Raw genomic sequence first — 23488 nt, 5'->3', positions numbered from 1 at the left:
CTAAAACCAAGCTTCTGGAATGATGACAATATCGCCAGGCAACATATCAACATTTTTATCAATATTTCCGTTCTGGATCAATTCACTAATCCGGATGTTGTACGTTTGTTGTGCCCCGCCTACGACGCGCACCAATTTAGCGCTGTTGCCATCTGCAAACTCACTAAGTCCACCAACTTGTACCATGACGTCCAGCAGAGTCATATTCTCTCGGTAAGAGATTGCTTGAGGTGCAGAAGCTTCACCAATAATGCGTACTTGCTCACTATATGGTCCTACAAAGTTCCCAACGGTAACCGTAACAATCGGATCGCGGATATACTCTTGTAGTTGGGCTTCAACTTCTCGAGCAACTTCTGAAGGGGTCTTACCTGAAACAGGAATGTCTTCAACCAAGGACGTAGTAATCATCCCATCAGGACGAACTATAAAGCTTCCTGAAATCTCTGGGTTTAACCAGACGAAGATGCTCAAAGAATCTCCTGGGCCAATCAAGTACTTATAATTCTCGACTTCATTAGTCAAAGAAGGGATAACCGTAGCACTGGGTAATTGTGGTGCGGTGTTATTCTGCGCGGTACAAGCAGTTAAACCCAAAGCCGCGCATACCAATGCGAGGCGCACCCTTAGTTTCGATCTAAGCGTTTTCATAGTAGCATCCGTTCATCTATGTGTTAAAAAACAAGATTCTTTAATATTAAGGTCTGATAATAAAGCCGTAGGCATTAAGTTGTAAATCACCTTCAACAATTATTAATCGAGTATTTAGAACTATCCTATCATAAATAACTGATTTAACATTTCATTCTCACACAATCTAAAACACTTCATGTGTATATCGCAATATATCTTTAATTGATATGTATTGCACTTTACGCTAGCGTTGCAACTTGTGGAAGAATCCACGAAGCAATTTGTCCTTAAGAATAAGACAAATGCGGTATTGAGTTTCAAAGAAAGGGAATTTCACTTTGGGTTATCGCCAAGTATTTTCGGCAAGCAGCGGGCTGCTCGCTGTTGAAGTGGTTGTACTAACAATTATTTTTTCCATTAGTTATGCATTTTTGAATGCATATACGCCTGAAAGTGTCGTACTTGTTGGCAATGGTGTCTTACTTCAACATCTATTTTTGTTCGTTCTTCCGATTAACCTGTCACTTTTAGGCTTGGGTCTATACAACCACAAAATTCGAGAGAACTTTAGAGGTGTTTTACGTCGCATTACGCTAGGCGTATCCTTGGCGTATTTTATTGCCTCAGTAGTCTACGTTTTAACGCCGCTGGATGTATTACCGCTTAATTTCAGAGAGTGGCTCTATGCTTGGGTCATGATTTGTTTAAGCTTCACCCGCTACGTCGCTTATAAAATTGAATACAGTCGGTTAGGCCGCAGACGCGTTCTAGTCTTAGGTACAGGCATTAGAGCTGGAGTCATAGAAAAACGTATGCGCCGGCGAGTTGACCGAGCAGATTTTGACATTATTGCTTGCGTGCCAATAAAAAATGATGCTCCTGATTGCCTCCATAACGAACCTATCATTGAAATGCCTGCAGAGCTCGAAGTCTATGTGGCTAAAAATTCTATTGATGAAATTGTAATTGCCGCCGATGATCGCCGGGCAAGCTTACCGCTAGAACAGATTTTCATGTGTAAACTGAAAGGGATACAAGTTACTGATATTGTTGAGTTTATTGAGCGTGAGTGTGGCCAAATCGATATATCGCTAGTCCACTGGTCATGGTTAATTGCGAGCAATGGTTTCTCCTCTCGAAACTATCTTCGAGACTCACTGGATTGGATTTTCAACGCAAGCCTAGCTCTCATCGTATTTCTTCTAACATGGCCATTAATGATTGCTACAATCATTGCAATTAAAATTGAGGACGGCATTACGGCAAAGGTTATATATAGCCAAGAAAGAATCGGAGTCGATGGCGCGTCTTTTTTAATTTTCAAGTTTCGAAGCATGCGCATTGATGCTGAAAAAGATGGAGCTAAATTTGCTGAGATCGCGGACCCACGAATAACTAACATTGGTAATTTTATCCGTAAGTATCGCCTTGATGAATTACCACAACTTTTCAATGTCTTTCGCGGTGAGATGGGATTTGTTGGCCCTCGTCCCGAACGGCCAAATTTTGTAAACGAATATATCGAAACAATTCCCTACTATCGACATAGACACAATGTAAAACCGGGTTTAACCGGATGGGCTCAGCTCAAGTATCCCTACGGCGGTAGCTATAACGATAGTGTTGAGAAGTTAAAGTACGACTTATATTACATCAAGCACCGGAGTTTCATGTTTGATCTACTTATTTTAATTCGAACAGCTGAAATCGTTATATTTGGGCAAGGTCGATAGTTTTGAATGCTAAAGCTAGCTTGCTCTCTGCAGTGCCAAGGTCTTTTGCGGAAGTAGGGCTGTTAACGCTTGTCGTTACCCTATTTTTAGTCGTCAATTGGCCGCTGTTGATTGACCTGAAAATCCACAGTTTTGATGATGGCACCTATTCGCATGCCTATCTCATTCCATTTATTTCCATCTACTTACTGCATCGAGCCTTTCGCCGTGGCGTGTTAACAACTCGTCGTTTCTCCACTGGTATAGCTGTGCTAGCGGTACTTTGTTCGCTGGCGTCTCTCATTCTATATATCGCCCAAGTTGCCTTATTAGTTCGTTGGATGCTACCCATTTGCTTCTTTTTTAGCCTTTTGATCTTTTTCCGATTTTCGCTTGAGTTATTACTTGCAAGTGTTGTTTTGTGGTTCATGGTTCCAATTTGGGGCCCCCTAGTCGTCCCTTTGCAGAATCTATCCACATATGCAGTCGGCATAATCATGAGTATGACTAATGTTCCGAGCTTTATTGAAGGAAATATCGTTACTATTGCGGTTGGTCAGTTTGAAATTGCAGGTGGTTGTAGCGGGTTGCGTTATTTCATTACGTCTTGTTTTGTTGCGGTCATGTTTATTTACTTAAACATTCGTTCGTATAAAAAAGCCGTAATTTTCACCTTGCTATGCTTGGCTGGAGCGTTGCTCACCAATTGGATTCGAATCACGGTCATTATATTGATTGGCCATTTTACAGAGATGCAAAGCCCGATCATCCAAGATCACAACAATCTCGGTTGGTTTATCTATGTTCCCTACCTAGCTTTACTAATGTGGTTTGGCCGATATTTAGTTGATGATAAAGCAGTTGAGGCAATAGCCTCAGTTGAATTGAAGACCGAGCCAAGCAAATTTGGGGTTTTGGTGCCCAGCGTTATTACTTTCGTTGTAATACTTGTTATCTCACCCGCTAGCTATGAATTAACACAGAGTAAAACTGCTCCTCTAGACGAAATTCAGGGACCAGCTTGGGTATTTAGAAACATCCAATATAACCAGTCCTGGCAAGGCTTTAACCTAGATGATGAGTACGGTCTACTGCTCACCTTTGGTAGCCCAGGATTCGAGTCACAAGCTCGCTCATATCTCAATCAAGTTCCGTTAAGCTCGACAAAAATAGTAGAGCAATACAAGCTGCGCGAAACTTCGATTGTTAAGTATTTATCTAAGCGTAACGAGAAAAGAGTTCTAATGTATCAGTTTGTCTTAGGTAACCAAGCTGTTGCAGCAGGTATTGACTACCGCATTTCAAAAATCGAGCAAGCTTTTGCTGGAGAGCGAAACAGCCAAATAGCATTGATAGATATCCCATGTAACCTAGATTGTGATACTGCGATAGCAAGAGGCTTTGCTAGTCTTATCTTTAAAAGCTAAAACTCATTAGGACTTATTGTACGCTTTGGCAGGGATCCCTAGCATGGTTTCCCCTTGCAGTGCCGATTTGGTCACCACTGCATTGGCTCCTACTTTCACATGATTAGCAATCGTAAGCCCACCGATAATCTTGGCCCCGGAGCCGATAAAGATATCATCGTGTAAAACTGGCGATTTTCCTTTTTCATCTCCAATGACAACCCCGCTTTCAAGGGTTACATTTTTACCTGCTTTAACCTTGGAATTGATTACGATTCCAACAGGATGCATGATTACAAAACCTTCGTCAAAATCAGCTTTCTGACCGATCACACAACCGTTAAGAAACTTATTCAACCATTGAATAACCAACGCTAACGGAGCCAGGCCACGCTCCGATAACCAACGCATTAAGCGGTATAAAATCATTGCACCGCTGCCATCAGAAATTAGAATTCTTAGCATGCTGACTTGCGCGCCGTCCTCCCAAAATATCTGTTGTTTTCGGCGAAAATCCTTCTTCAACATATGATTCCTCTTTAGATCCCGATTAAGGCATACACTATTATCAACAAATTTGGCAAATCCATCTATTTGGAACACTTTAACGGTTAACGTAATTCTAATGCAGTGTTATGCTTTTCCAATCAAGCTTGCCACAATATTCCGTTTACGGTTCAAGGACGAATCACGATATGCATGATAATGCTGTAAATCCAGAAAATATGCTAGACGAGCAAACATCAATTGTTCGACCAAAGCTGTTATGGATAAAAGCTGATCCACTTCACCCACTTAATTCAGGTGGTAAAATTCGTACTTACAATATGATGGTCGAATTGAAGAAAAGCTACGACATTACTTTCTTTGCGCTTAATGAAGTCTCCGCTCTTGCTCCTGTAAAAGTTGACGAGTATAGCGACAACCAAGTTTGGGTTGATTGGAAAGACCAGAAATCAAATAAGCTAACTTTTTTGCTCTCAATTTTAAAAAACTTTCTATTTTCGACAAAGCCATTCGTGATTGACCGCTATACAAATACCGCGATCCGTGCGGCGCTTAGCGCGCAACTAGAATCTGAAGACTATCAAGTTGTTATCTGTGACTTCTTAAGTTTGTCAGCTAATTTAGACGGCATAGAAAAACAAAAACAAGTTCCATATGTTGTATTTCAGCATAACGTTGAAAGCAGGATCTGGGAACGCTACGTCATAAACGCAGGCAATTTTTTATCAAAATTTTATTTTACCTCGCAATGGAAACGGTATTTAAAGTACGAGAAAGATACTTGTAGTTCATTTGATGGCGTCATCGCTGTAAGCGAAGAAGACGAACAATCTTTTAAGCAAGATTTTGGACTAACAAATGTCTTGGGTAATGTTCCTACCGGCGTTGATATAGACTATTTTTCTGTCTATAAACGTGAGCCCACTGCAAATAGCATGGTGTTTCTCGGTTCAATGGATTGGATGCCTAATGTCGATGGAATTAGTGATTTTGTGCGCAATGTCTATCCTCTAATTAAACTCAAGACTCCTGATATCAGTTTAACTATTGTCGGTAGAAATCCACCAGAAAAAATAACGGCACTGGGTAAAGAGGATCCATCAATTACCGTGACTGGAACGGTTGATGATATCCGCCCTTACTTAGCTAAAGCAGCCATATCAGTTGTGCCTTTGAGAATCGGTGGAGGAACTCGAATTAAAATTTTTGAGACCATGGCAGCAAACTTACCCGTGGTATCGACCCGCATTGGGGCTGAAGGTTTACCTGTTTCTCATAATAAGGACATTTTACTCGCCGATGAAGCTCAAGACTTTGCTAACGAAGTTTGTCGGGCTTTATCCGAACCAGATTTAGCAGCAAACTTATCCAAATCAGGCTACAAATTAGTCAAAGAAAACTATGGTTGGAATAAAGTAACTGATGAGTTTGTCGCCATGCTACAAAGCTGTAAACAAAAATTAAGTCATCGCTAGAACATATAAGCATTGACGTAGATTATTAACTTTAGGACGAAGGCAAAAACATGGAAATCAGTATATTCGGGCTAGGATACGTAGGTGCAGTATCTGCAGGTTGTCTAGTAAAAGATGGCCACACCGTTATTGGAGTAGACACTAGTGATACCAAGGTAAGCTTAATCAACGCTGGTAACTCTCCCATTATTGAACAAGACATCGATAAAATCATCGCTACTGGTGCCAAGTCAGGGTCGTTAAGTGCAACAACTGATTGTGCGCTTGCGATTAAAAAAACCAGTGTTTCTATGATTTGTGTTGGTACTCCAAGCCAACTTAATGGCAGCTTGGACTTAAAATATGTACGTCGGGTTTGCGAGCAAATCGGTGAGGAAATCAAGAACAAAGATGACTATCATGTCGTTGTAATTCGTTCTACGATGCTTCCGGGTACAATGCGTGACATTGTTCAACCAACCTTAGAAGATAGCTCGGGCAAGACTGCTGGTGTTGGATTTGGTCTAGCGATCAATCCAGAGTTTCTGCGCGAAGGTACTGCGGTTTATGACTATTACAACCCACCGAAAACAGTTGTAGGCGCTAACGATAAAAGAACTCAAGACATTGTTTTAGATATATATGCTCACCTACCAGGCCCGAAAATTGGCACCGATTTAGCAACCGCGGAAATGGTCAAATATTCAGACAATGTCTGGCACGCTTTGAAGGTTGCATTCGCAAATGAAATTGGCAATATTTCCAAGAAAGTGAATGTAGATAGCCATAAGGTTATGGACATTTTTTGCCAAGACACCAAACTCAATATTTCATCATATTATATGAAGCCGGGCTTTGCTTTTGGAGGCTCATGCTTACCAAAGGATGTCCGAGCATTAGTCTACAAGGCACGCTCATTGGACGTTGATGTTCCGGTCCTTGCTTCGATATTGCCGTCAAATGAACTGCAAGTGAACCATGGTCTTGAGCTAATTACCGAAAAAAACAAACGCAAAATAGGAATCCTGGGATTTAGCTTCAAAGCTGGTACTGATGATTTACGAGAAAGCCCTGTTGTTGAAGTAATCGAACGTCTTATCGGCAAAGGGTATGATCTACGCTTATACGACAAAAACGTAAGTATCGCTTCTGTCGTCGGTGCTAACCGTGATTACATATTAAATCGAATTCCTCATATCTCTCGTCTAATGGTCGATTCAGAGCAGGAAGTAATTGATCATGCTGAAGTGTTAGTCATTGGCAACAGCGACCCTAATTTTAAGCAAGCAGTAAAATCGGCACCTGCCGAATGCCATATTGTTGACCTAGTTCGTATTATCAACCCTGATGACGGTTCTGATTTGTATGAGGGTATTTGCTGGTAATACAGCACGACAAAACACCCCCTCAACATAAGCCTAATCAAGAAACACGTTTTTTGATTAGGCTTGATAAACCGCCAAATAATTCGCTGCGCATTGTTTCATCGAGAAACTATGTTCATATCGTTTTTTACTGTTGTTACACATTTCAGAGAAATCTGCATCGCTCATATTTTTCAGGATCTCCAACTTAGCAGCTAGCTCTTGGGCGTCCCCATATTCGTACAGATACCCGTTAAACTGGTCAGTGACTAATTCTGGATTACCTCCAACATTAGACGCGATAACCGGTATACCGCTTGCCATAGCCTCCAGTATCGCTAGAGACAGACCTTCAGTCGATGATGTCACAACAAGCACGTCAAACGAGCTGTAGATCTTTGTTCTGTCTGTTTCATGTCCGTAGAAAGCAATTTCACAAGATGCCAAGTGCTGTCCGCAATATGCTTTACAGTCAGCCATCAGTGGCCCAGTTCCGTAAAAGTGAAGAGAGTAATAGTCCGACCCACATGCTTTAATTTCACTCATGGCTTGCAATAAGGTCTTTTGGGATTTTAAAGGAATAAATCGCCCAACATGACCTATACGAAGTCCAACTTTAGGCAAGCTTTGTAAACGCTCAACAGGAGCAACACCATTCAAAATGGTTGTACACTTATGCTCCAGCCGAGGGTAATGTTCGACATAATTCTCCTGAGCTTTTTGCGCAACAAAAACAAATCGATACACCAAATAACGCGCGGCTTCATAGGTTAACCACCACTTTATTCCAGCATGCACTCGTTCGTTGTGTCGCGTATAAATAACCCGGACCTTGCTAAACGGAAGTAATGCTTTTGCCAAAACCACACGAGATACACAATACGTACTATGAATATGTATCACATCGAGCTTGCGCATGGTTTGTCTTAGCTGAAATACATCGCTTATAAATGAATGCTGTTTTAAGCATCGAACCGGTATGTCACCCGTTTCAGATAGCAAAGGGTCCTCCATCGATCCCATACTAAGAATTTCGACTTTGTGCTCATCCCCCTTTATTTGTTCTTTTGTTAAATCAATGACAAAGCGTTCGGCCCCTCCGACATTCATACTACTAACAATATGGGCGATCTTCACTACAACTCCTTCATAGCTATTTGCGTTTGCATCTCAACCATTTACAGTTACCCTAAACACAATAATTTGAATTTGCTTATATTCCGTAGCTGTTAAGACTAACAGTCTATCAAAGAAACAAATATAACTTTTCTAAAGGACTTAGATGAAAGAACTTGTTGGAATTATAGGAAGTGGAAATATCGGACGCGATCCTTTTCATCCCCGCTCATGGTCAGGTAGTAGTCGATTCTTTTTTCAAGCGCTACAAGAAAGAAAACTGCTAAAACGCGCTTTTGGTGTCGAAGCACCAAGTCAGCAGCGCTATCCTCTGCTACTCAAAAATTTTCATCCTAACCGGAAAATTTGGCGAGAAAAGTTCTATCATGATCCTAGTTATTATAAGGCGCTGACTCAGGAAATTGACCGTCATATCTTAGATTCCGATTTTGACTCTGACTTCATTCAAGTGGGAGCGATCTATGATGTTCCAAGTTTAGTCAAAAAGCGCTCTCGATGTTTCTCATATCATGATGGCGATTATATCAATGCTATAAAAAGTCCTTTTCGTAAGAACCTTATATCCCCTCAAAAAGAAAAAGCGGCACTCGATTATGCGGCAAAGGTTTATTCGGGCTTAGATTGCGTTTTCACTATGAGTCAGTTCTTGGCTAACAGTTTAGTTGAAGGTTATGGACTTGATGCTAAACGTGTCGTCAATATTGGTGCGGGAATTAACTATGCGCTTCCTGACTTAAAACCAAAGCATTTTAATAGCCCAGAAATTCTATTTGTAGGGATCGACTTTGAACGAAAAGGTGGCCCCTTTATATTAGAATGCTTTCAAGACATAAAAGACCAAATACCAGAAGCTAAACTGCACATTGTTGGTCCGCATAAACTAGATCTTCCAAGTCGCTTAAGCAAGGGCGTTCACTATCATGGGTTTCTAGACAAATCGGAAGCTGGCCGAGCTAAATTCCAACAGCTTCTAGACAAAGCAAGCCTATTTGTTATGGCGTCACTCTATGAACCTTTTGGCATTGCCCCCTTAGAAGCGATGGCCAATCAAATTCCTTGTCTTTTACCAGACGCGTGGGCCTTTAGTGAGATGATTAACGAAGAAGTAAACGGTTTGTTGTTCGAGCCTCAGCAGCAAGATGACTTTGTAGCTAAAGCCTGTCAAATTTTAAATACCGACAGCGCTGGCTTGCAACTAATGGCTCAAGGGGCTAGAAAAACCGTGCTTGATAACTATACCTGGGACGGTGTGGCACTGCGATTGGAAAATGCCATAGACACTTTGTAATATTCGCATTGTTGAGACCGCATGGCGTTCATAGTATGGTGCGCTCATTAATTGTTACTTCAATAGCAAAAGGAAAATTGCATTGAGCCAAGAAGTAAGCACTAGTGATAAAAAAGTACGTCAGTCTGGTGGCCGGAAGCTCAAACCAGCAAAGTCGGTCGAAAAGACAGGCACCATCGCCTTTGTCTTTCTATTTGCCTATAGCGTCGCTGTACTTATGCGCTTTCATGAGTTCCAACAATCGACTGCAACCCTGCCTATCATCCAGGGCATCACTATCAGTGCTTTCATTTTTACTGTTCTACTCATTCGTCCGCTTAAACTGACTATTCAGCTAAAACTATTAATCTGCATGCTCCCTGTGATTGCGTTGTCAGCTTACTTAAACGGCTGGGGTACCGGTGGGATTTATCAAGCTCGGCGACTGCTAATTAGTGCCATTCTACCGTTTTTTCTTTTCAGTACAGTACTGGTAACTCGCGGACGCCAGACCAAGTTAATGTACGTATGTTTAATCGCTTCAATGCTCATCGTCTACAACGGTCACCTGCAACAAAGTTCGTTTAATGGTGAGTTCGGCACCGGTTTTGGCGGCAGTAGAAGTGTTGGTGACGAAGAAATGCGGATCACCTATTTAGGTTTTTTCTCCGACCCAAATGATCTAGGCATGTTTCTCGTGATGAATATTCCCTTTGCATTTTATTTTCTGAAGTATGGTTCTAACTTGATCCGTTTGCTCATGCTTCCAACCATAGCACTGCTCGCCTATGGAGTACTGATGACCGGTTCTAGGGGGACTTTGCTCGGTACCATCGGCGTCGTGTCAGTGTATTTTCTGATATCCAAAGCAGGTGTAAAGTTAATTGCCTTCATTGCTGTCATTGCCCCAATGGCAGCCACACTACTCGCATCCTTCGGCGGTTTGAGTTCCGCCGAGTCATCCGCTAATGACAGACTAGAAGCATGGTATGAAGGCGTACACATGTTGTTAAACAATCCGGTATTTGGCATCGGGATGGGTAATTTTATTGAAGAACATGTACGGGTTGCCCATAACTCGTATATTCACGTTGCTTCCGAACTTGGTGTATTAGGCTATTCTTTATGGGGAGGGGTCATTACCTTAAATATGCTGGCTAGTTTTTGGCTGATTAAAGGTAACGGAGAGTTGCGAGCCTCTATAGTTGATGATGAGAAACGAAACAAGTTTGACCAAGAATTAGCTATCAATAAAACTTTATTCTTTTCGATGATTGGATTCATGATTACCGCGTTTTTTCTTAGTCGCCAATTCACGTTACTGTTATTTATATTCCTAGCAATGCAGACCGCTAGTTTCACTCGACTGAGTAATATCGTACCTGCAACAATGGACTTTTTCAGTAAAGATCGCTTAGTTGTCGCCTGCGCGATGTCATGGATCATTATTGTGACGGTATACATCACCTTAAAAATAGGGCTCTAATTGTGAAAACTCTATCCACAATGCTGTTTACTGGGATTCTAATTTTTGCAGCTCTCAGTCTATTCCCTGCCGGTGTGGCCTATGCTGCCACTTCGCTTGAAACTTGCCACGACCGAAGTATTCAATACCGAGAGTCGCGCCATCGACGCAGTACGCTAGCCTTTGCAACCGAGCTAAATGTAGCCGTCGGCACAGACATTGTATCCAATTGCGTCACCTTAAGCGGTATTGAGAATGACGTAGAGTTTCGGGCTAAAAGTAAAACCAAAATCTCTATCAACGGCGGTCCTTTTGAAACATTACCGGTGAAGTTAAAGCAAGGCGACCAAATCAAGCTCATGGTTAACTCAGGTAGTAAACCCGGCGCGCATTTAAAAACTCACATTTATACTTATGAAACCAGTGGCAATACAAAAAAGTATAGCTCCGTTGTGGCTTGGCATGTACGTGTAGAGCCAACAATAAATCCTCCAGAGCAATGGCAAATAGGTCCCAGTCACCAATATCAAGAACTAGAAGAAGTCATGTCGCTTGTGGGCCCAGGCGATGTGGTTTTAATTGAAGGTGATGCAACTTACAAGCCCTTTTCCATCCGTGGGAAAAACGGAACTCCCGACTTTCCGATCACCATTAGGGGTGTCGAAAAAAATGGACGGCTACCTAAGTTTTCCGGCGGCACCCCAAAATACAATTGGACTTTTTCACTTAGAGATTCTCATTTTTGGAATGTTGAAAACATAATTTTAGAAGGTGGCGGCATTTGTTATCGCCATCAATCCCATGGCATCACCTTCAAAAATGTCATCATTCGAAAATGCGGTAATGGGATTCTGGGAACGGATAAAGACTCAGGAAGCCTAACCTTGTCCGGTATTCAACTTAGCGAAAGTGGCGGCAAACCCAAAGGTTCAAATTGGCGGCACGGCATATACATGGCAACCGATCGCGATCGCTACCCAAATAGTATTTTTAGAATCGAAAACAGCCTACTTTATAACAACCTTGGAAATGCAATAAAATCCAGAGCTGAACGCACTGAAGTCTACAACAACTGGATAGAGACGCCTGAACATAAGCAATCCTACTACGCCTTGGAGCTCATTGGTTTCGATGGCTATGCAGCAATCGATGGAATCGAACACGATGTCGTTGGTAACGTACTACGTATCAATAGTCCAACCCATACGGTACGTATCGGCGGCGACGGTACCGGCTCGTCTAGGGGACCATCTCGATTCGTATCCAATATATTTGTATTTAGCCAAAATTATAATAGCTACGTGTTTCGCGCTAATCACCAGTTAAAATCGTTGCTCGTTGAAGGCAACATCTTTGCGAAAGCCAAAGTCTCCGATCAAGCCGCAACTCTGGTATTTGATAGTATAAAGCCTGAAGGTTGGGTCCAAGGTTACCCTGATATTATTTTCAACAATAACCTCTTTAATTTTGAAACTAGAAATTACCGCAATGATAACGAAGCGCTCAACTCAGACACCAATTACCAATCACACATAAGTTTCTCGAACAACCAATTGCAAGAACTGGAATCATTATCAAAGTTAATATCGTGGAAGCGAATTAGTGAAGACATTCTACCGATTTTGGCATCCTTAAGTTTAGAAACGAAAAGCAATATTTCTAATCCAAGGGCTCTTTCAATTGAAGATATTCGGCCTATGCTGGTTCGTCCAACTGTCGTAGAAAACTAATTGTCTAACTTGAGTAACGCTGTATGAATGCTAGCGCATTTGAATCAAAAGTAATTCATTCCTTGAAATGGGTCACCATTGGCCGCATTGGAAGCCAAATCATTAAGTGGTTAATCACTTTTTGGACAATACGACTATTAACCGAGGCAGATTATGGTGTCGTTGCCATCGCTAGTGTGTTTTCTTCACTCATTGCTCTCATCGGTTTTTCACTGTTTAACACAACGATCATCCAATCAAAATCTATTGATAAAAAGCAGCTAGAAGCCCTGAGTTTCACTATCTTACTGGTTTTTGGAGGACTATTTATACTTCAGTTTGTTGGTGCAGGGCTGATTGCAACGCTTTATCAACAACCAGCAATTGAAGACGTGCTTAGGGTTAGCTCTTTCGTCTACTTATTCCAAGGGCTCAGTATGATTCCGAGCTCCCTTTTACAACGCAGTTTAAACTTTAAACATCTATCGATCATCATGGCGTTTAGTAATATTGGCTCTTCAATATTAACCTTGGTGTTGGCCTATTTGGGCTTCGGATTTTGGTCTCTTGTGTACGGTGAACTTTTTAGAACGATCAGCAGTAGCTTGCTGATTACTTTTGTTAATCCCGCCTTCTACCGACCAAGATTCGAATACCAACGAATAAAAACTATGATGACCTTCGGTGGTAAATTGAGCCTGCTTTCAATTATGGTTTATTTATACCTGCATGCCGATATTGCTATAGCAGGCTTGCTGTTAAATGTTGATGAAGTGGGGATCTACGCTGTAGCGGTTCTATTAGCAACCATGCCTCAAAGCAAAATAATGCCGGTGTTGAGGCAAGTAGCACTACCTGCCTACTCCAATATACAAGACGACAAAGAATTGATTGCCCATTATATGCGGCAGTCCCAACGGATTTCTTTTTGGATCTCTGTTCCAATTTTTTGGGGCTTAGCAGCAACGGTAGATAATATTGTCCCATTGTTAGTGGGTGAGAAGTGGGACAGTGTCATTGTCCCTGCTCAATTAATCTTGTTGGTCATGCCACTTCGATTTAGTCAGGAACTGTTCTCGCCGGCAATTAAAGCACAACAGAAAGTTCGACACTTAATGATAAACATTAGTATTTTAGCTCTACTCCTTGTTTCTTTTATTTTCCTTCTCTATCCGCTTGGTCCCATAGGGTTAGCGATGGCATGGTTGTTTAGCTTTCCCATTAGCTACACCATAATTGTGTTTCGCAATTGCAGGGTTTTAAATCTTAAGGTTTATGACATTGCATCAATTGCTTACAAACCAATACTATTCGGTATTATCATGGTGGCCTGTGTCTATTTAACTAAACTGTTAAACATAGATTCTCGATTGCTTCAGCTGATTCTGCAGATAGCCGTTGGTGGCAGTTGCTATGCCGGGTTGTGTTATCGCTTTGAGCGCAAGATGCTGTTTGGACTGTACCGCAAATTTCGACCATCGAGCACTAAGGATGCTGTTGTTGTAGAAGCGAAAGAAAACGTTCCGGATCAATAGAAAAATCGTACTCACTGGGGTACGAATTTAAACGATGATGCTTACCTTCGCTGTCTCCAATAAGCACATGATAGTTTAGGTTTTGAGCTTGAGCTATCGTATAAAAGTAACAGTATTTATGGTCACTTGGCATAAGCTCTATAACTAGGCTATTTTGTGACATAAACATAGTATCGGTTAAAGCCGCCCCATGGGGGGCAATAACCGCTTCAGCACGACTAAAATCAATTATCGAGTTTTCTGACAAGCTCGGTTCGTAACGTTCATATCCAAAAGCACTCGCAATTTCAAAGATTTGCTGGTCATTACTCAATGCTCGAGCGCCTTGCTGGCGGCTTATGTAGTAACGCTTTCTTAATGAGCCAGAGTCTAACTCCGTTTTTTGCAATAGCTTTGAGCGTAAAAAACTTGTGATCCATTTTGGGTAAGTATTCAATCGTGAAGGCATTGAAGTTGCTAGTAGCTTCTCACAGGTATATTGCTGCTTACTGCTCAACCAAATCACTTTTTCCAAAGGGATATCACAAGCAAGTAATAGTTTTTCTTTCCATTCTTTTTTGGGGCCAGATATTGCAATGTGATCAAGTTCTTTTATCACGATGCTCTTGTCGCCGCCTAACAGAGAAAGCCGGCTTAAAGAATCTAAAAGGAAGTGTCCATAGTTGGTACCGCTATAGTCACTCGCTATCGATAGCGTTGTACCCTTTAGCCAGAGAGCACCGTCTCTATTAGGGGTAATGCTTGAAGAGAAACGCTGTGGAGAGTCAACATACCAACTGCATCTGAGTTGAAGGATATCGTCTTCAGAGAGTATCCAGCCATTAGGGCTATAGATTAACGCATTGTCAAAAATAAAATAGCCCAACTCTGGCGAGCTCTGGCTTGGCCCTCTAAAAAAAGAGACTCGCTTTTGTTTATCATCTAAAGCGGTAGGAAATGCATACCTTTGTGGAGCTTGGGTCTGATTAAAGTTGCCTTTATCAGTCTTCAAAAAAATATCCATTTTAGATAGTTCAGGCCACCACCTAGCGCGACTATCAACCCGGCGCCAATATAACGCTCGATATATTAAATGAAACCAACGAAACCTAAATATTTTTTGGGACAACATAGCAACCTATTCTATTTTAAGATGTATTTTTTATGAAAGACTACAAAACATCGACGCTTTCAAGAATTTGGTCTTATACTAGAAATCTGTGTATTAAGGATAACGCACTACTATGAGAACAATCGAGCTAATCCCTCTACCTTTAGAGATAGGCGACGGGTATTTCAAGCGTATTTGTGAGATCAATAGGTTTTCTGGAGATAATAAAGAATCAACGAAAGAGTTCTGGATAAGAGTTGAACATCAAGTACCAGAAGGCTTTGATGAAACGGATTGCTCCGCCTATTTACTCGCTATGATTTTTGATGCAATGGCCGAGAACCGCAATATTGTGATTCGAGGAGCAGTTGATCGCGCGCTACTCATGAACCTAACCGAATTCATGGCTGCTTGGAGTGTTTGGTTACCTGATTCGTATTCTTTTGTCGACATCAAAGTAGACCTAGTTATCGAAAAAACACCAGTAAACAACAAAGCAGTTTGTGCCTACTCCGGAGGTGTAGACGCTACGTTTACTGTCAATCGTCATGTGAATAAAACATTTGGATTTGCATCTTTAGACCTTAGTGCTGCAGTCTTAGTACATGGCTTTGATATCGATCTAGACAATACATCTGATTTTGATATCGCCTTTGAACGCTGCAAACAGACCTTGAAAGACGTTGGTATTCCCCTTATAAAAATGAGTACTAACTACCGTAAAATATCTCCCATTAGCTGGGAGCATAGTGTCGCAGCTTTGATATCCTCAGCGTTGTCCAGTGTAGAGTCGCTAGGCAGTTATGGTTTAATAGCAAGCAGCGAACCTTATGATGCTCTTGTACTCCCATGGGGTACCTCACCCATGACCGAGCACCTATTGAGCAGCTCTTCGTTCCGAATCATTCATGATGGCGCAGACAATAATCGCACAGAGAAAGTGTCAAAATTAGCCCAATGGCCTCAAGGTGTTAAAGACCTGAGGGTATGCTGGGAAGGAGAAAATAACCAACAAAACTGTGGCAAATGTGAAAAATGCGTCCGTACTAAACTAAATTTCCTCGCATCCGGGCAGGAAATCCCTGACATCTTTGATAAGCCAGGTATCGAGATGATAAGTAACACCATTTTAAGAACTGACATGTCAGTTTCAGAATGGGGTACTCTCGTTGCAACCGCAAAAAGCAATAAAGTAGATGCACCTTGGGTAAAAGAAGCCAGAAAGTTAATATTTAAAAGCAAGGTACTAAATAAGGTACTACCCGGTGACGGAAAATTGCGCTATAAAGTGCGTAGATTACTGATCGCTCTTGGCATCCATAAAGCCTAGTTAACAATTACTTAGATTTATCAAAGGTAACAATGAACTTAGAAGTATTAATCATTGCACTGGAAGACTCCGTTCGACGTGCTAATTACAACGATTTTCCTCTGCCATTTCGATTTCTAAATGCGGTTAGAGGCAATCCGCAAAATGAGTTCGATAATTACGTTTGTCAGCTCACTTATGGTCGCAAAGCTCGAGATGGTGAAATGGGCTGTACTTTAAGCCATGTTAAAGCTGCTCGAGAATTTATTGCGAGCAGCGGTTTTCAGTGGTGTCTAATCCTGGAAGACGATGCGAAACTCGAAGACGATGCCTTAGATAGTATTTCAGCATTTGAATCAATCGAAAGTGATGACCCCCTTATTTATTTACTCGGTCACTCTAAAACAGATGCGAGTAATTTAACTGTCCAACGTTTGGTTCAGCCTTTTTATTCGACGCATAGCATTGGAACACACCAATTTGGGACTAATGGCGCAAATCGTTGCGGAACCGTTTCTTATGTGATGAACCGGGCTGCAGCAGAACTATTAGCCCGAAGCCCCAGCATATTTTGGATTACCGATGACTGGCAAATCTTGAAAAACATGGGAATCAAGGTCTTTCATCCAAAGAAACCCATTGTTTATGAACAAGTAGACGGGCAAAGTAGCACGGGAAACTCTGTCTTTATAGAACATGACTTTTGGAAACGACCACTACTTTTAAGCTTAGTCATTGTAAGAGAACAAGCTAAATATTGGCTATATCGAGCTGGTCTAAAAATGCCCTATCAAAAGAAATACTTATAAAGACTAGGAAGCGCTAGTAAAGATTGGGATACATCTCTAGCGCCAGTCCGAACAGTCCCAATTGAGCATTTGTTCTAACTGGGATATTTCATGTTGATAGTACTTATTAAGCGTTGTACGAAGTTCTTGTTCTAACTCACAGCTGTAAGTTCTTGAATGAACAGTTTTAGCTTCGACGCTCTCAAACGCAGGTATGTCCAAGAAACCCGATAGCTCATTCAACACTCTATTTGTATCGAACTTCAAATCTTCATTTTTACAAAAGTAGGTTTGTTCTTTTGGGAAATAGCGCCACATTCTACGGATCTGCTCGCTATAGAACCCCCGTTCAAGATAAGAGTAATGCCGATGCTGCAAGGGTAAAACATGCCGACAACGCTCAGCCTCTTGCGCTATCGCTTCTTCAAAGCTTAACGATTCATACCCTTCTTGTTTTTCCATGTTCCAATGTGAAAATGCGCGTTCTACTGGGCTACGTAATACAGCAATGAGTTTCATTTGCGGGTTATATTCGAATATCCGTCGCATAGCGCTTTCCCAGTACATGTAAATCGGGGTGCACTCTCCAAGCATACGATTTTCTGCAAGCTGCATATCAAAGCTTTGATGGTATTTTCTATAATTAGGTCGCCAGCGGAAATTAGAATTTTGGTCGAAAAAATGCAGCTCCTTCTTTTTTGCCATCAACAAAGCTGCATGCTCTCGTAGATATACATCTAGCGCCGTGGTTCCACCTTTTTGCGTGCCCGCAACTAAAAACTCTATTTTATTCTTCAATTTTCACGCCTTTCTTTGGCTCATTTTCTCGGTTTTTGTCACCCAAATCACAAAGCTGAATTAGTGGGTTTTCTTCAAGCCACATCGAGTAATAACGGGAGTTTTTTCCATAGCTATTATCGTATAGAACAATGTTTCTTCCCAGTAGAGCTCCAAAAATTGCGCCGTGTAAACGATCCGTTTCAACGACATCGAATTGATAAAAAAACTGTTGTGAACGAAACACAATGTTGGTGCATATTTTCAACCAAATTTTCAGCGCCCGTTGTTCACAACCTGGGACTTTTTTGAGTAATCGGGAGAAACGATTAAAGGCGATGTCCTGCAGCTCGACAATATGTAACCAGTCGAAACTTTTTTTCTGGAGTCTGTCCGTAGTGCTCGGTTTTTCCTTATCGATGCGGCTAAGATTTAGGATTCGCGGCGTGTGCGGGACCTGAATCACAGCCTCTCGGGAAGAGACTAAAGGATGAAGACTATGAGCCATATCAGGCATTAGCGTGCAATTATCCGTAAATTGTTTAGCCACTTCACTACTATGGAGATCTCTAACAAAAAAATGAAAATCTGGATGCTGACTAAAAATTGTAGCGGATTGCTTTTGTCGCGCAGGATCTGCGAAATAAATGGTTTGTGGTAGACAAACTATCCGTTTATTAGGATAGCGTTGGATTAAGGTTTCACGCATGGCCTGCATTTTTCCGTCATCATAAAGGTCACCAAAATTGCCACCACCATGAAATACAATAACGTCAGCTTTATCAATACTAGAAAACTTGTAGTCGAATGCGTCGCAACGATAGATAACATTAAGCTGATGATCTTCAAAAAACTGCTCAGTACCTTCCATGATCAAAATATCGCCCACATTAAAGTGGATAGGCAAATCTACATAGGCAATCGACTTTCCATCTAGTAACTTAGCAATGGATTGATGTCGATCTTTTAAGCTCTGTAAGTGATTATTCCATTGTCGTTTTTCGTCTTGCATTTATAAATCCTTTAACTGAGCTTAAGAAGCTAATGTTCTCAAACGTTTTTGTCTTTGTAATAAGCGCAGCATAAACGCTGGTATCAATTTCATCGCAATCCCCTGAATCTTATAGCGATGAGTCCCTAACAGCTCTCCAGCTTGGCTGAGGGCTTCTCCAGCTGCACGAAACTCACCGATATACTTGTAGTCAGTCGCATGACGCAATAGTAGCTTGCCTTTAATCACAGGCCAGGGCTGCTTCAATTCGATGTCAGAAAACTGAAGGCTAAGCTGATCAATGCAATAAAATTCGGCGCTGTTCATCGCGAGTTCATTAAGAGAATAGTTATCTCCATGGAAAATATGAACCGCAAGGTGCTCATTAACAAAGGCAAGTTTACTGCACTGTGCCAAATGGAGCCAAAGCATCCAATCATCGACACCTTTAAGTTCTACCTCTTCTCGAAAACCACCAACCTTCAATATGAGCTGTTTTCGGGCGATTGCGGTACAACATGAAACTACATTCTGTTGTAACAAGTCTTCGAATACATCCCCAGAAAGAAAACGGCTGAGATCAGCTTTGCTATCAGGCAAGTTTGACGTAAAGCGCGCGATTGAGCCACAGTAAACAAGACCGATCTCAGGTTGAGAAAAAAGGGGTAACTGCTGTTCAAGTTTAGTGGGTAGCCACAAGTCATCTTGATCACAAAATGCGATTAAGTCGGCATTCGCCTTGGATATCCCGAAATTTCGCGCATTGGCTACACCGCCATTTGCTTTATCAAACACTCGAATTCTAGAATCTTGTTTCGCTAAACTTTCGATAAGCTCTAAGCTGGTATCTTTTGAACCATCGTTAATCAACAACAACTCAAAATTAGTATAGGTTTGTTCTAATATTGACTTAACGGTTGATTCTAGAAATTCCAGCCCATTATAAACTGGAACGATCACGCTGATAGTCGGTATTGTCATTTGTGTCCATCCCTAGACATTCATTTATTTGATGGCGCGTTTCTTGGTATGAGCCGCTTCAAAAATGAAGCGCTTTAATTTGCTCACACTACTATTATGAGTGACCGGAATTCGGCGGATTCGAAACTTTTCGGTCTCATCAAGCATTGAATTCAAACCAGAAATAAAGCTAAAAGCCAATTGATAGCCTATCTGTTTAGCGGTTCTCTCAGTTTCGGGTGAGAATGATGCTGCGTTTCCAACTGGATAAGCGAGCGAGGCAATCGTTGGCTGAAGTTCTTGCTGTATCCTCTTATACGATTGATATAACTCATGATACTGATGTTTTTCATCAAGGTAGGCTAAAATTTCATGACTCGCTGAATGGGATCCTATATGCATACCAGCATCTTGCATCTCTCTTAATTGATCCCAAGACATAAATAATTCACGATATAGCTCCGCATCTATGGTTTGAGTAACCAATTCAGTTCGCAGCTGTTGAAGTTGTTTTTGGAGCCCAAGAGTTTGATTTGACTTTACTTCACGTAAAACCTGTCGGATTAAGTCTTCTTCATTAGACCCTACTATCGAGATCGCTTGCTGCCACCCTTCAAGAAAAACAGTTTTCTGTTGAGTATTTTTTAGTAACCAGGCAATTTCATCCCACCATGGTAGCTGTGACTCATCTATGTAATCCGTGGATACGAAAAAAGAAGCACTCAGTGAACGCTGTTTTAACAAAGGGAAAGCCTGAGAGTAGTTGTCACAATAACCATCATCAAAGGTGATTAATGCCAAAGGCTCATCAATGACACTATCGGAATTGATAAGGTCCAAGAGTTGAGCCATATCTATCACTCGATAGTGCTGCTTATAATAATCTAAATGAAGTGCGAATTGAGTCGCGTCGCAACTATAAACATTAGGGTCAAGATCACTTTTTTTGGAATCACCAATACGATGGTAGTTAAAACAATAAAGTCCATTGGGAAGGCTTTTGAAGTGCCCTTGCAACATACGATAACTACGATTAAAGACCTGGCGAAAACGCATATAACTAACTCGCTTTAGCTATATAACTAGGCGCTTGCACGTGATAGTCCCGATACTGATTTGGGTTCCCATCTTTGCCATCTTCCGCTGCTTTAACAATATTGTAGAGTTCCCGGGCTGAAACATAATGAAGAACATAGTTTTCACCATCATTATACTTGTCTTGTAAGTATTGGCACATTTCTTCAAAAGGTTGGCCCAACAAAGTATCCAAATCTTGATCTTGGGTACCATGGGTATGAATCTTAATTGAGACCCATTCAGGTCGACCTTTGACATGAATATTTGCATCAACCCACAAATCAACTCGGTGTTTCGTCGGAGGCATGTTCCATCGAATATCCCCATTTTCAATTTTAGGGAATACACCACTTTTTCTAGTTTTCCAATTTAAGCCTAAAGGTCCCGTAATCAGCATCAAATCACCCCATGGGGCAGCTCCTACTTCAACTTGCTGGCCAATATCATATGATTTGGGCTTTAAAGGATCATCTTTCGCATAGTAGATTTGATTGACCATAGCCGGTTGTGTCTCGCTTGGCGCTGACGGAAAGGTCATGTCAACAAAACAGCCTGTTTCTTTGAGTACGATCAGTTCATCATTGACCCCACACCATTTACCATCTTTGCGCGAATTATCTAAACACCAATTTCCATGAATAAATGCATACTGTAATTTACCGCTTTCAGGGCACCGAGAAAAAGCTCCATGCTGTGCATGCAGCTTTTCTGTAAAGCTTTCTAAAGTTTGGCGAAGGTTATCACTAGTGTCATCGTCGTGGTGAATATGAACTTCAATCTCCCCAAAGCCCCTAGCACACAAATCTGCAATTTTTTCTAAATGCTCAAAGCGATATTCTTCTTCTGGATAGAAAAAACTATGCTTGGGGTAACAACCATCAGCATCAACAAATTTTCCTGCAACTTTAGGGTAATCGCGATGCCAACGGTCAACACGTTCACATTCCTGCTCGTAGGTCGTCGTTTTGCCCCATTGCGGTTCATAATGATCAACAAAACAAAATAAAATATGAGTCGGTCCATTCACTTTTGCTTTGGGACTAAACCTATTTTTTAAATAGGAGAATATCCAGCCTTCCATCGACTTGCTTTTTAAAACCTTTAAGCCAAACCAGGCGAGTACAACTAAAAAAATTGCGAACAACATTAGAGAGATCATTATCGAGCGGTCCTTTGCCATGTACCTTGAATATCTTTGCTACAAAACCGAATGAAACCTAACAATAGACTCCAATTCATTGACACAAAAAAAGAAATAAATGCGGCGAAGCTTGGAACTCGCTTTCGCTTATAGGATTGCTGAGTCCCCCAAATTGCGATTGCATAACCTAAAAGCTGAATAAATAACATCGTCGCAAAGAAAGGTTCTGCGGCAAGTATTAGACTACTAACTAACGCTATCACCATGAAATGGGGAGTAAACCAGCGAAGTACTTTATGTCCTATGTATGCAACACTGCGCCATTTAGCTGTTGGGCTTAACGCCCAAGCCGAACGTAGGAAAGCTTGGTAATTTCCCATACCAATCCTAACTCGCCGTTGTTGTTCCGCCTTTAAATTCGGTGCTATCTCTTCGTAAGCACAAGCTTCTTCAGCATATACCAAACGTTTACCCGAACGCGCGACCTGCATTGCAATCATAAAATCGTCGACTATCGTGTTGCTGGCTAAGGGAATATAAAGTTCTCGGCGTAGCGCATAAATAGCCCCATTTGCCCCAACCATAGCGTCAACCTGGCTTTCTAAGCGTTTTAACATTTGCTCAAACTTCCAGTAGACACCGTCTTTATTGTCCCCTTTATGAGCATGTTCGCTTGCCTCAAAAAGGTGTAGTTCGCCTGAGACCAAGCCTACGTTCTTGTCGTCGAAGTGTTCAACTAAGATTGTAACTGCATCACTTTTGAATTCTGTATTGGCATCACTAAACACAACAATGGGTTGAGTTATTTCTTGCATTAAATCATTCAATGTTGAGGCTTTACCACGATTTACATCAAAACAGCGAACTGTGACATTCTCTTGTTCAAATGAGTTGAGAATCGCATTAGTTTTATCCGTACTCCCATCTGAACCGATGTAAATATGCAGCTTATGACTTGGATAATCCAAGTTGAGTAGATTCTCAACTCGAGCTTGAATGGATTGTTCTTCATTAAATGCTGCAATAACAACTGCAACATCTGGTTGTGAACGATGACATCTAGATACTGGGCTTAAAGCAAAAAATTTTGCGATGACTATCAATAACAATGGATAAAACACATAGCTATATGCGATAAGAAGAACACTTAACCAGAACATCATTGC

The 23488-nt window shown here is 41.4% G+C and carries 20 protein-coding genes; 10 read left to right on the top strand and 10 right to left on the bottom strand.

What is annotated here, in order from left to right:
• Nucleotides 1-651 carry an XrtA/PEP-CTERM system exopolysaccharide export protein gene (locus DBZ36_RS17250; protein ID WP_120356210.1) on the bottom strand — a complete coding sequence of 217 codons (651 nt, stop codon included), beginning with the start codon at nucleotides 649-651 and terminating at the stop codon, nucleotides 1-3.
• Nucleotides 652-971: 320 nt separating this feature from the next.
• Between DBZ36_RS17250 and DBZ36_RS17245 the strand changes: the two genes are divergently transcribed.
• Together DBZ36_RS17245 and xrt are read left to right on the top strand one after the other, a co-directional pair.
• Nucleotides 972-2366: a TIGR03013 family XrtA/PEP-CTERM system glycosyltransferase gene (locus tag DBZ36_RS17245; protein WP_120356209.1), complete on the top strand. Its 1395-nt coding sequence runs from the start codon at nucleotides 972-974 to the stop codon at nucleotides 2364-2366.
• A 2-nt stretch (nucleotides 2367-2368) separates the two neighbouring features.
• On the top strand, nucleotides 2369-3772 hold the full coding sequence (gene xrt / locus DBZ36_RS17240) for an exosortase (protein ID WP_158589139.1): 1404 nt from the start codon (nucleotides 2369-2371) through the stop codon (nucleotides 3770-3772).
• A 6-nt stretch (nucleotides 3773-3778) separates the two neighbouring features.
• On the opposite strand, the gene DBZ36_RS17235 is transcribed toward xrt, so the two are convergent.
• Entirely contained in the window at nucleotides 3779-4279 is a 501-nt protein-coding gene (locus tag DBZ36_RS17235; protein WP_120356207.1) for a serine O-acetyltransferase, read from the bottom strand.
• A gap of 167 nt (nucleotides 4280-4446) precedes the next feature.
• Between DBZ36_RS17235 and DBZ36_RS17230 the strand changes: the two genes are divergently transcribed.
• A complete protein-coding gene (locus tag DBZ36_RS17230) occupies nucleotides 4447-5733 on the top strand; it encodes a glycosyltransferase family 4 protein (protein WP_158589138.1) in 1287 nt (428 codons plus the stop codon).
• A 50-nt stretch (nucleotides 5734-5783) separates the two neighbouring features.
• Nucleotides 5784-7097, top strand: a complete 1314-nt coding sequence (locus tag DBZ36_RS17225) for a nucleotide sugar dehydrogenase (RefSeq protein ID WP_120356205.1) — start codon at nucleotides 5784-5786, stop codon at nucleotides 7095-7097.
• Between the two features lie 57 nt (nucleotides 7098-7154).
• Here the strand turns inward: DBZ36_RS17225 and DBZ36_RS17220 are convergent, their stop codons facing one another.
• The gene (locus tag DBZ36_RS17220; protein ID WP_120356204.1) at nucleotides 7155-8213 is read right to left on the bottom strand and encodes a glycosyltransferase family 4 protein; all 1059 of its coding nucleotides are present in this window, start codon (nucleotides 8211-8213) and stop codon (nucleotides 7155-7157) included.
• Nucleotides 8214-8358: 145 nt separating this feature from the next.
• On the opposite strand from DBZ36_RS17220, the gene DBZ36_RS17215 reads away from it, so the two are divergent.
• From DBZ36_RS17215 to DBZ36_RS17200, 4 genes are all read left to right on the top strand, one after another.
• Nucleotides 8359-9501, top strand: coding sequence for a glycosyltransferase family 4 protein (locus DBZ36_RS17215; RefSeq protein ID WP_120356203.1), 1143 nt, complete (start codon nucleotides 8359-8361; stop codon nucleotides 9499-9501).
• Between the two features lie 82 nt (nucleotides 9502-9583).
• The gene (locus DBZ36_RS17210; RefSeq protein ID WP_233558177.1) at nucleotides 9584-10966 is read left to right on the top strand and encodes an O-antigen ligase family protein; all 1383 of its coding nucleotides are present in this window, start codon (nucleotides 9584-9586) and stop codon (nucleotides 10964-10966) included.
• Between the two features lie 2 nt (nucleotides 10967-10968).
• Complete coding sequence (locus DBZ36_RS17205; RefSeq protein ID WP_120356202.1) at nucleotides 10969-12675, top strand: hypothetical protein; 1707 nt, start codon at nucleotides 10969-10971, stop codon at nucleotides 12673-12675.
• Between the two features lie 23 nt (nucleotides 12676-12698).
• Nucleotides 12699-14189 carry a lipopolysaccharide biosynthesis protein gene (locus tag DBZ36_RS17200; RefSeq protein ID WP_120356201.1) on the top strand — a complete coding sequence of 497 codons (1491 nt, stop codon included), beginning with the start codon at nucleotides 12699-12701 and terminating at the stop codon, nucleotides 14187-14189.
• Here the strand turns inward: DBZ36_RS17200 and DBZ36_RS17195 are convergent.
• Nucleotides 14140-15180: a glycosyltransferase family 61 protein gene (locus tag DBZ36_RS17195; RefSeq protein WP_158589137.1), complete on the bottom strand. Its 1041-nt coding sequence runs from the start codon at nucleotides 15178-15180 to the stop codon at nucleotides 14140-14142. The genes DBZ36_RS17200 and DBZ36_RS17195 overlap by 50 nt on opposite strands.
• A 232-nt stretch (nucleotides 15181-15412) precedes the next feature.
• On the opposite strand from DBZ36_RS17195, the gene DBZ36_RS17190 reads away from it, so the two are divergent.
• Both DBZ36_RS17190 and DBZ36_RS17185 read left to right on the top strand, forming a co-directional pair.
• The gene (locus DBZ36_RS17190; RefSeq protein WP_120356199.1) at nucleotides 15413-16609 is read left to right on the top strand and encodes a hypothetical protein; all 1197 of its coding nucleotides are present in this window, start codon (nucleotides 15413-15415) and stop codon (nucleotides 16607-16609) included.
• A 32-nt stretch (nucleotides 16610-16641) separates the two neighbouring features.
• Nucleotides 16642-17397: a glycosyltransferase family 25 protein gene (locus DBZ36_RS17185; RefSeq protein ID WP_120356198.1), complete on the top strand. Its 756-nt coding sequence runs from the start codon at nucleotides 16642-16644 to the stop codon at nucleotides 17395-17397.
• A gap of 36 nt (nucleotides 17398-17433) precedes the next feature.
• Here the strand turns inward: DBZ36_RS17185 and DBZ36_RS17180 are convergent, their stop codons facing one another.
• The 6 genes from DBZ36_RS17180 to DBZ36_RS17155 are packed head-to-tail and all read right to left on the bottom strand — an operon-like array spanning nucleotide 17434 to nucleotide 23485.
• On the bottom strand, nucleotides 17434-18174 hold the full coding sequence (locus DBZ36_RS17180; RefSeq protein WP_120356197.1) for a sulfotransferase domain-containing protein: 741 nt from the start codon (nucleotides 18172-18174) through the stop codon (nucleotides 17434-17436).
• Nucleotides 18164-19165, bottom strand: coding sequence for a polysaccharide pyruvyl transferase family protein (locus DBZ36_RS17175; RefSeq protein ID WP_120356196.1), 1002 nt, complete (start codon nucleotides 19163-19165; stop codon nucleotides 18164-18166). The genes DBZ36_RS17180 and DBZ36_RS17175 overlap by 11 nt, the downstream gene beginning before the upstream one ends.
• Nucleotides 19166-19186: 21 nt before the next feature.
• A complete protein-coding gene (locus DBZ36_RS17170; RefSeq protein WP_120356195.1) occupies nucleotides 19187-20125 on the bottom strand; it encodes a glycosyltransferase family 2 protein in 939 nt (312 codons plus the stop codon).
• Nucleotides 20126-20149: 24 nt separating this feature from the next.
• A complete protein-coding gene (locus DBZ36_RS17165) occupies nucleotides 20150-21160 on the bottom strand; it encodes a polysaccharide deacetylase family protein (RefSeq protein ID WP_120356194.1) in 1011 nt (336 codons plus the stop codon).
• A gap of 4 nt (nucleotides 21161-21164) precedes the next feature.
• Nucleotides 21165-22340, bottom strand: a complete 1176-nt coding sequence (locus DBZ36_RS17160) for a hypothetical protein (protein ID WP_199711914.1) — start codon at nucleotides 22338-22340, stop codon at nucleotides 21165-21167.
• Nucleotides 22340-23485 (bottom strand): glycosyltransferase family 2 protein, encoded by a 1146-nt coding sequence (locus tag DBZ36_RS17155; protein WP_233558182.1) that lies wholly within the window; start codon nucleotides 23483-23485, stop codon nucleotides 22340-22342. The genes DBZ36_RS17160 and DBZ36_RS17155 overlap by 1 nt, the downstream gene beginning before the upstream one ends.
• Between the last annotated feature and the right edge of the window lie 3 nt (nucleotides 23486-23488).

Source organism: Alginatibacterium sediminis, from assembly GCF_003610775.1.
In the GTDB taxonomy this organism is placed as follows: Bacteria; Pseudomonadota; Gammaproteobacteria; order Enterobacterales; family Celerinatantimonadaceae; genus Alginatibacterium; species Alginatibacterium sediminis.
Note: the sequence above shows the minus strand (reverse complement) of the source record. Positions and strands in the feature narration are given on the sequence as shown.

Bases quoted from the DNA above. Each gene is read 5' to 3' on its own strand.
- DBZ36_RS17250 (WP_120356210.1), bottom strand. From the start codon at position 651: ATGAAAACGCTTAGATCGAAACTAAGGGTGCGCCTCGCATTGGTATGC.
- DBZ36_RS17235 (WP_120356207.1), bottom strand. From the start codon at position 4,279: ATGTTGAAGAAGGATTTTCGCCGAAAACAACAGATATTTTGGGAGGAC.
- DBZ36_RS17230 (WP_158589138.1), top strand. From the start codon at position 4,447: ATGCATGATAATGCTGTAAATCCAGAAAATATGCTAGACGAGCAAACA.
- DBZ36_RS17225 (WP_120356205.1), top strand. From the start codon at position 5,784: ATGGAAATCAGTATATTCGGGCTAGGATACGTAGGTGCAGTATCTGCA.
- DBZ36_RS17215 (WP_120356203.1), top strand. From the start codon at position 8,359: ATGAAAGAACTTGTTGGAATTATAGGAAGTGGAAATATCGGACGCGAT.
- DBZ36_RS17200 (WP_120356201.1), top strand. From the start codon at position 12,699: ATGAATGCTAGCGCATTTGAATCAAAAGTAATTCATTCCTTGAAATGG.
- DBZ36_RS17190 (WP_120356199.1), top strand. From the start codon at position 15,413: ATGAGAACAATCGAGCTAATCCCTCTACCTTTAGAGATAGGCGACGGG.
- DBZ36_RS17185 (WP_120356198.1), top strand. From the start codon at position 16,642: ATGAACTTAGAAGTATTAATCATTGCACTGGAAGACTCCGTTCGACGT.
- DBZ36_RS17175 (WP_120356196.1), bottom strand. From the start codon at position 19,165: ATGCAAGACGAAAAACGACAATGGAATAATCACTTACAGAGCTTAAAA.
- DBZ36_RS17170 (WP_120356195.1), bottom strand. From the start codon at position 20,125: ATGACAATACCGACTATCAGCGTGATCGTTCCAGTTTATAATGGGCTG.
- DBZ36_RS17165 (WP_120356194.1), bottom strand. From the start codon at position 21,160: ATGCGTTTTCGCCAGGTCTTTAATCGTAGTTATCGTATGTTGCAAGGG.
- DBZ36_RS17160 (WP_199711914.1), bottom strand. From the start codon at position 22,340: ATGATCTCTCTAATGTTGTTCGCAATTTTTTTAGTTGTACTCGCCTGG.
- DBZ36_RS17155 (WP_233558182.1), bottom strand. From the start codon at position 23,485: ATGATGTTCTGGTTAAGTGTTCTTCTTATCGCATATAGCTATGTGTTT.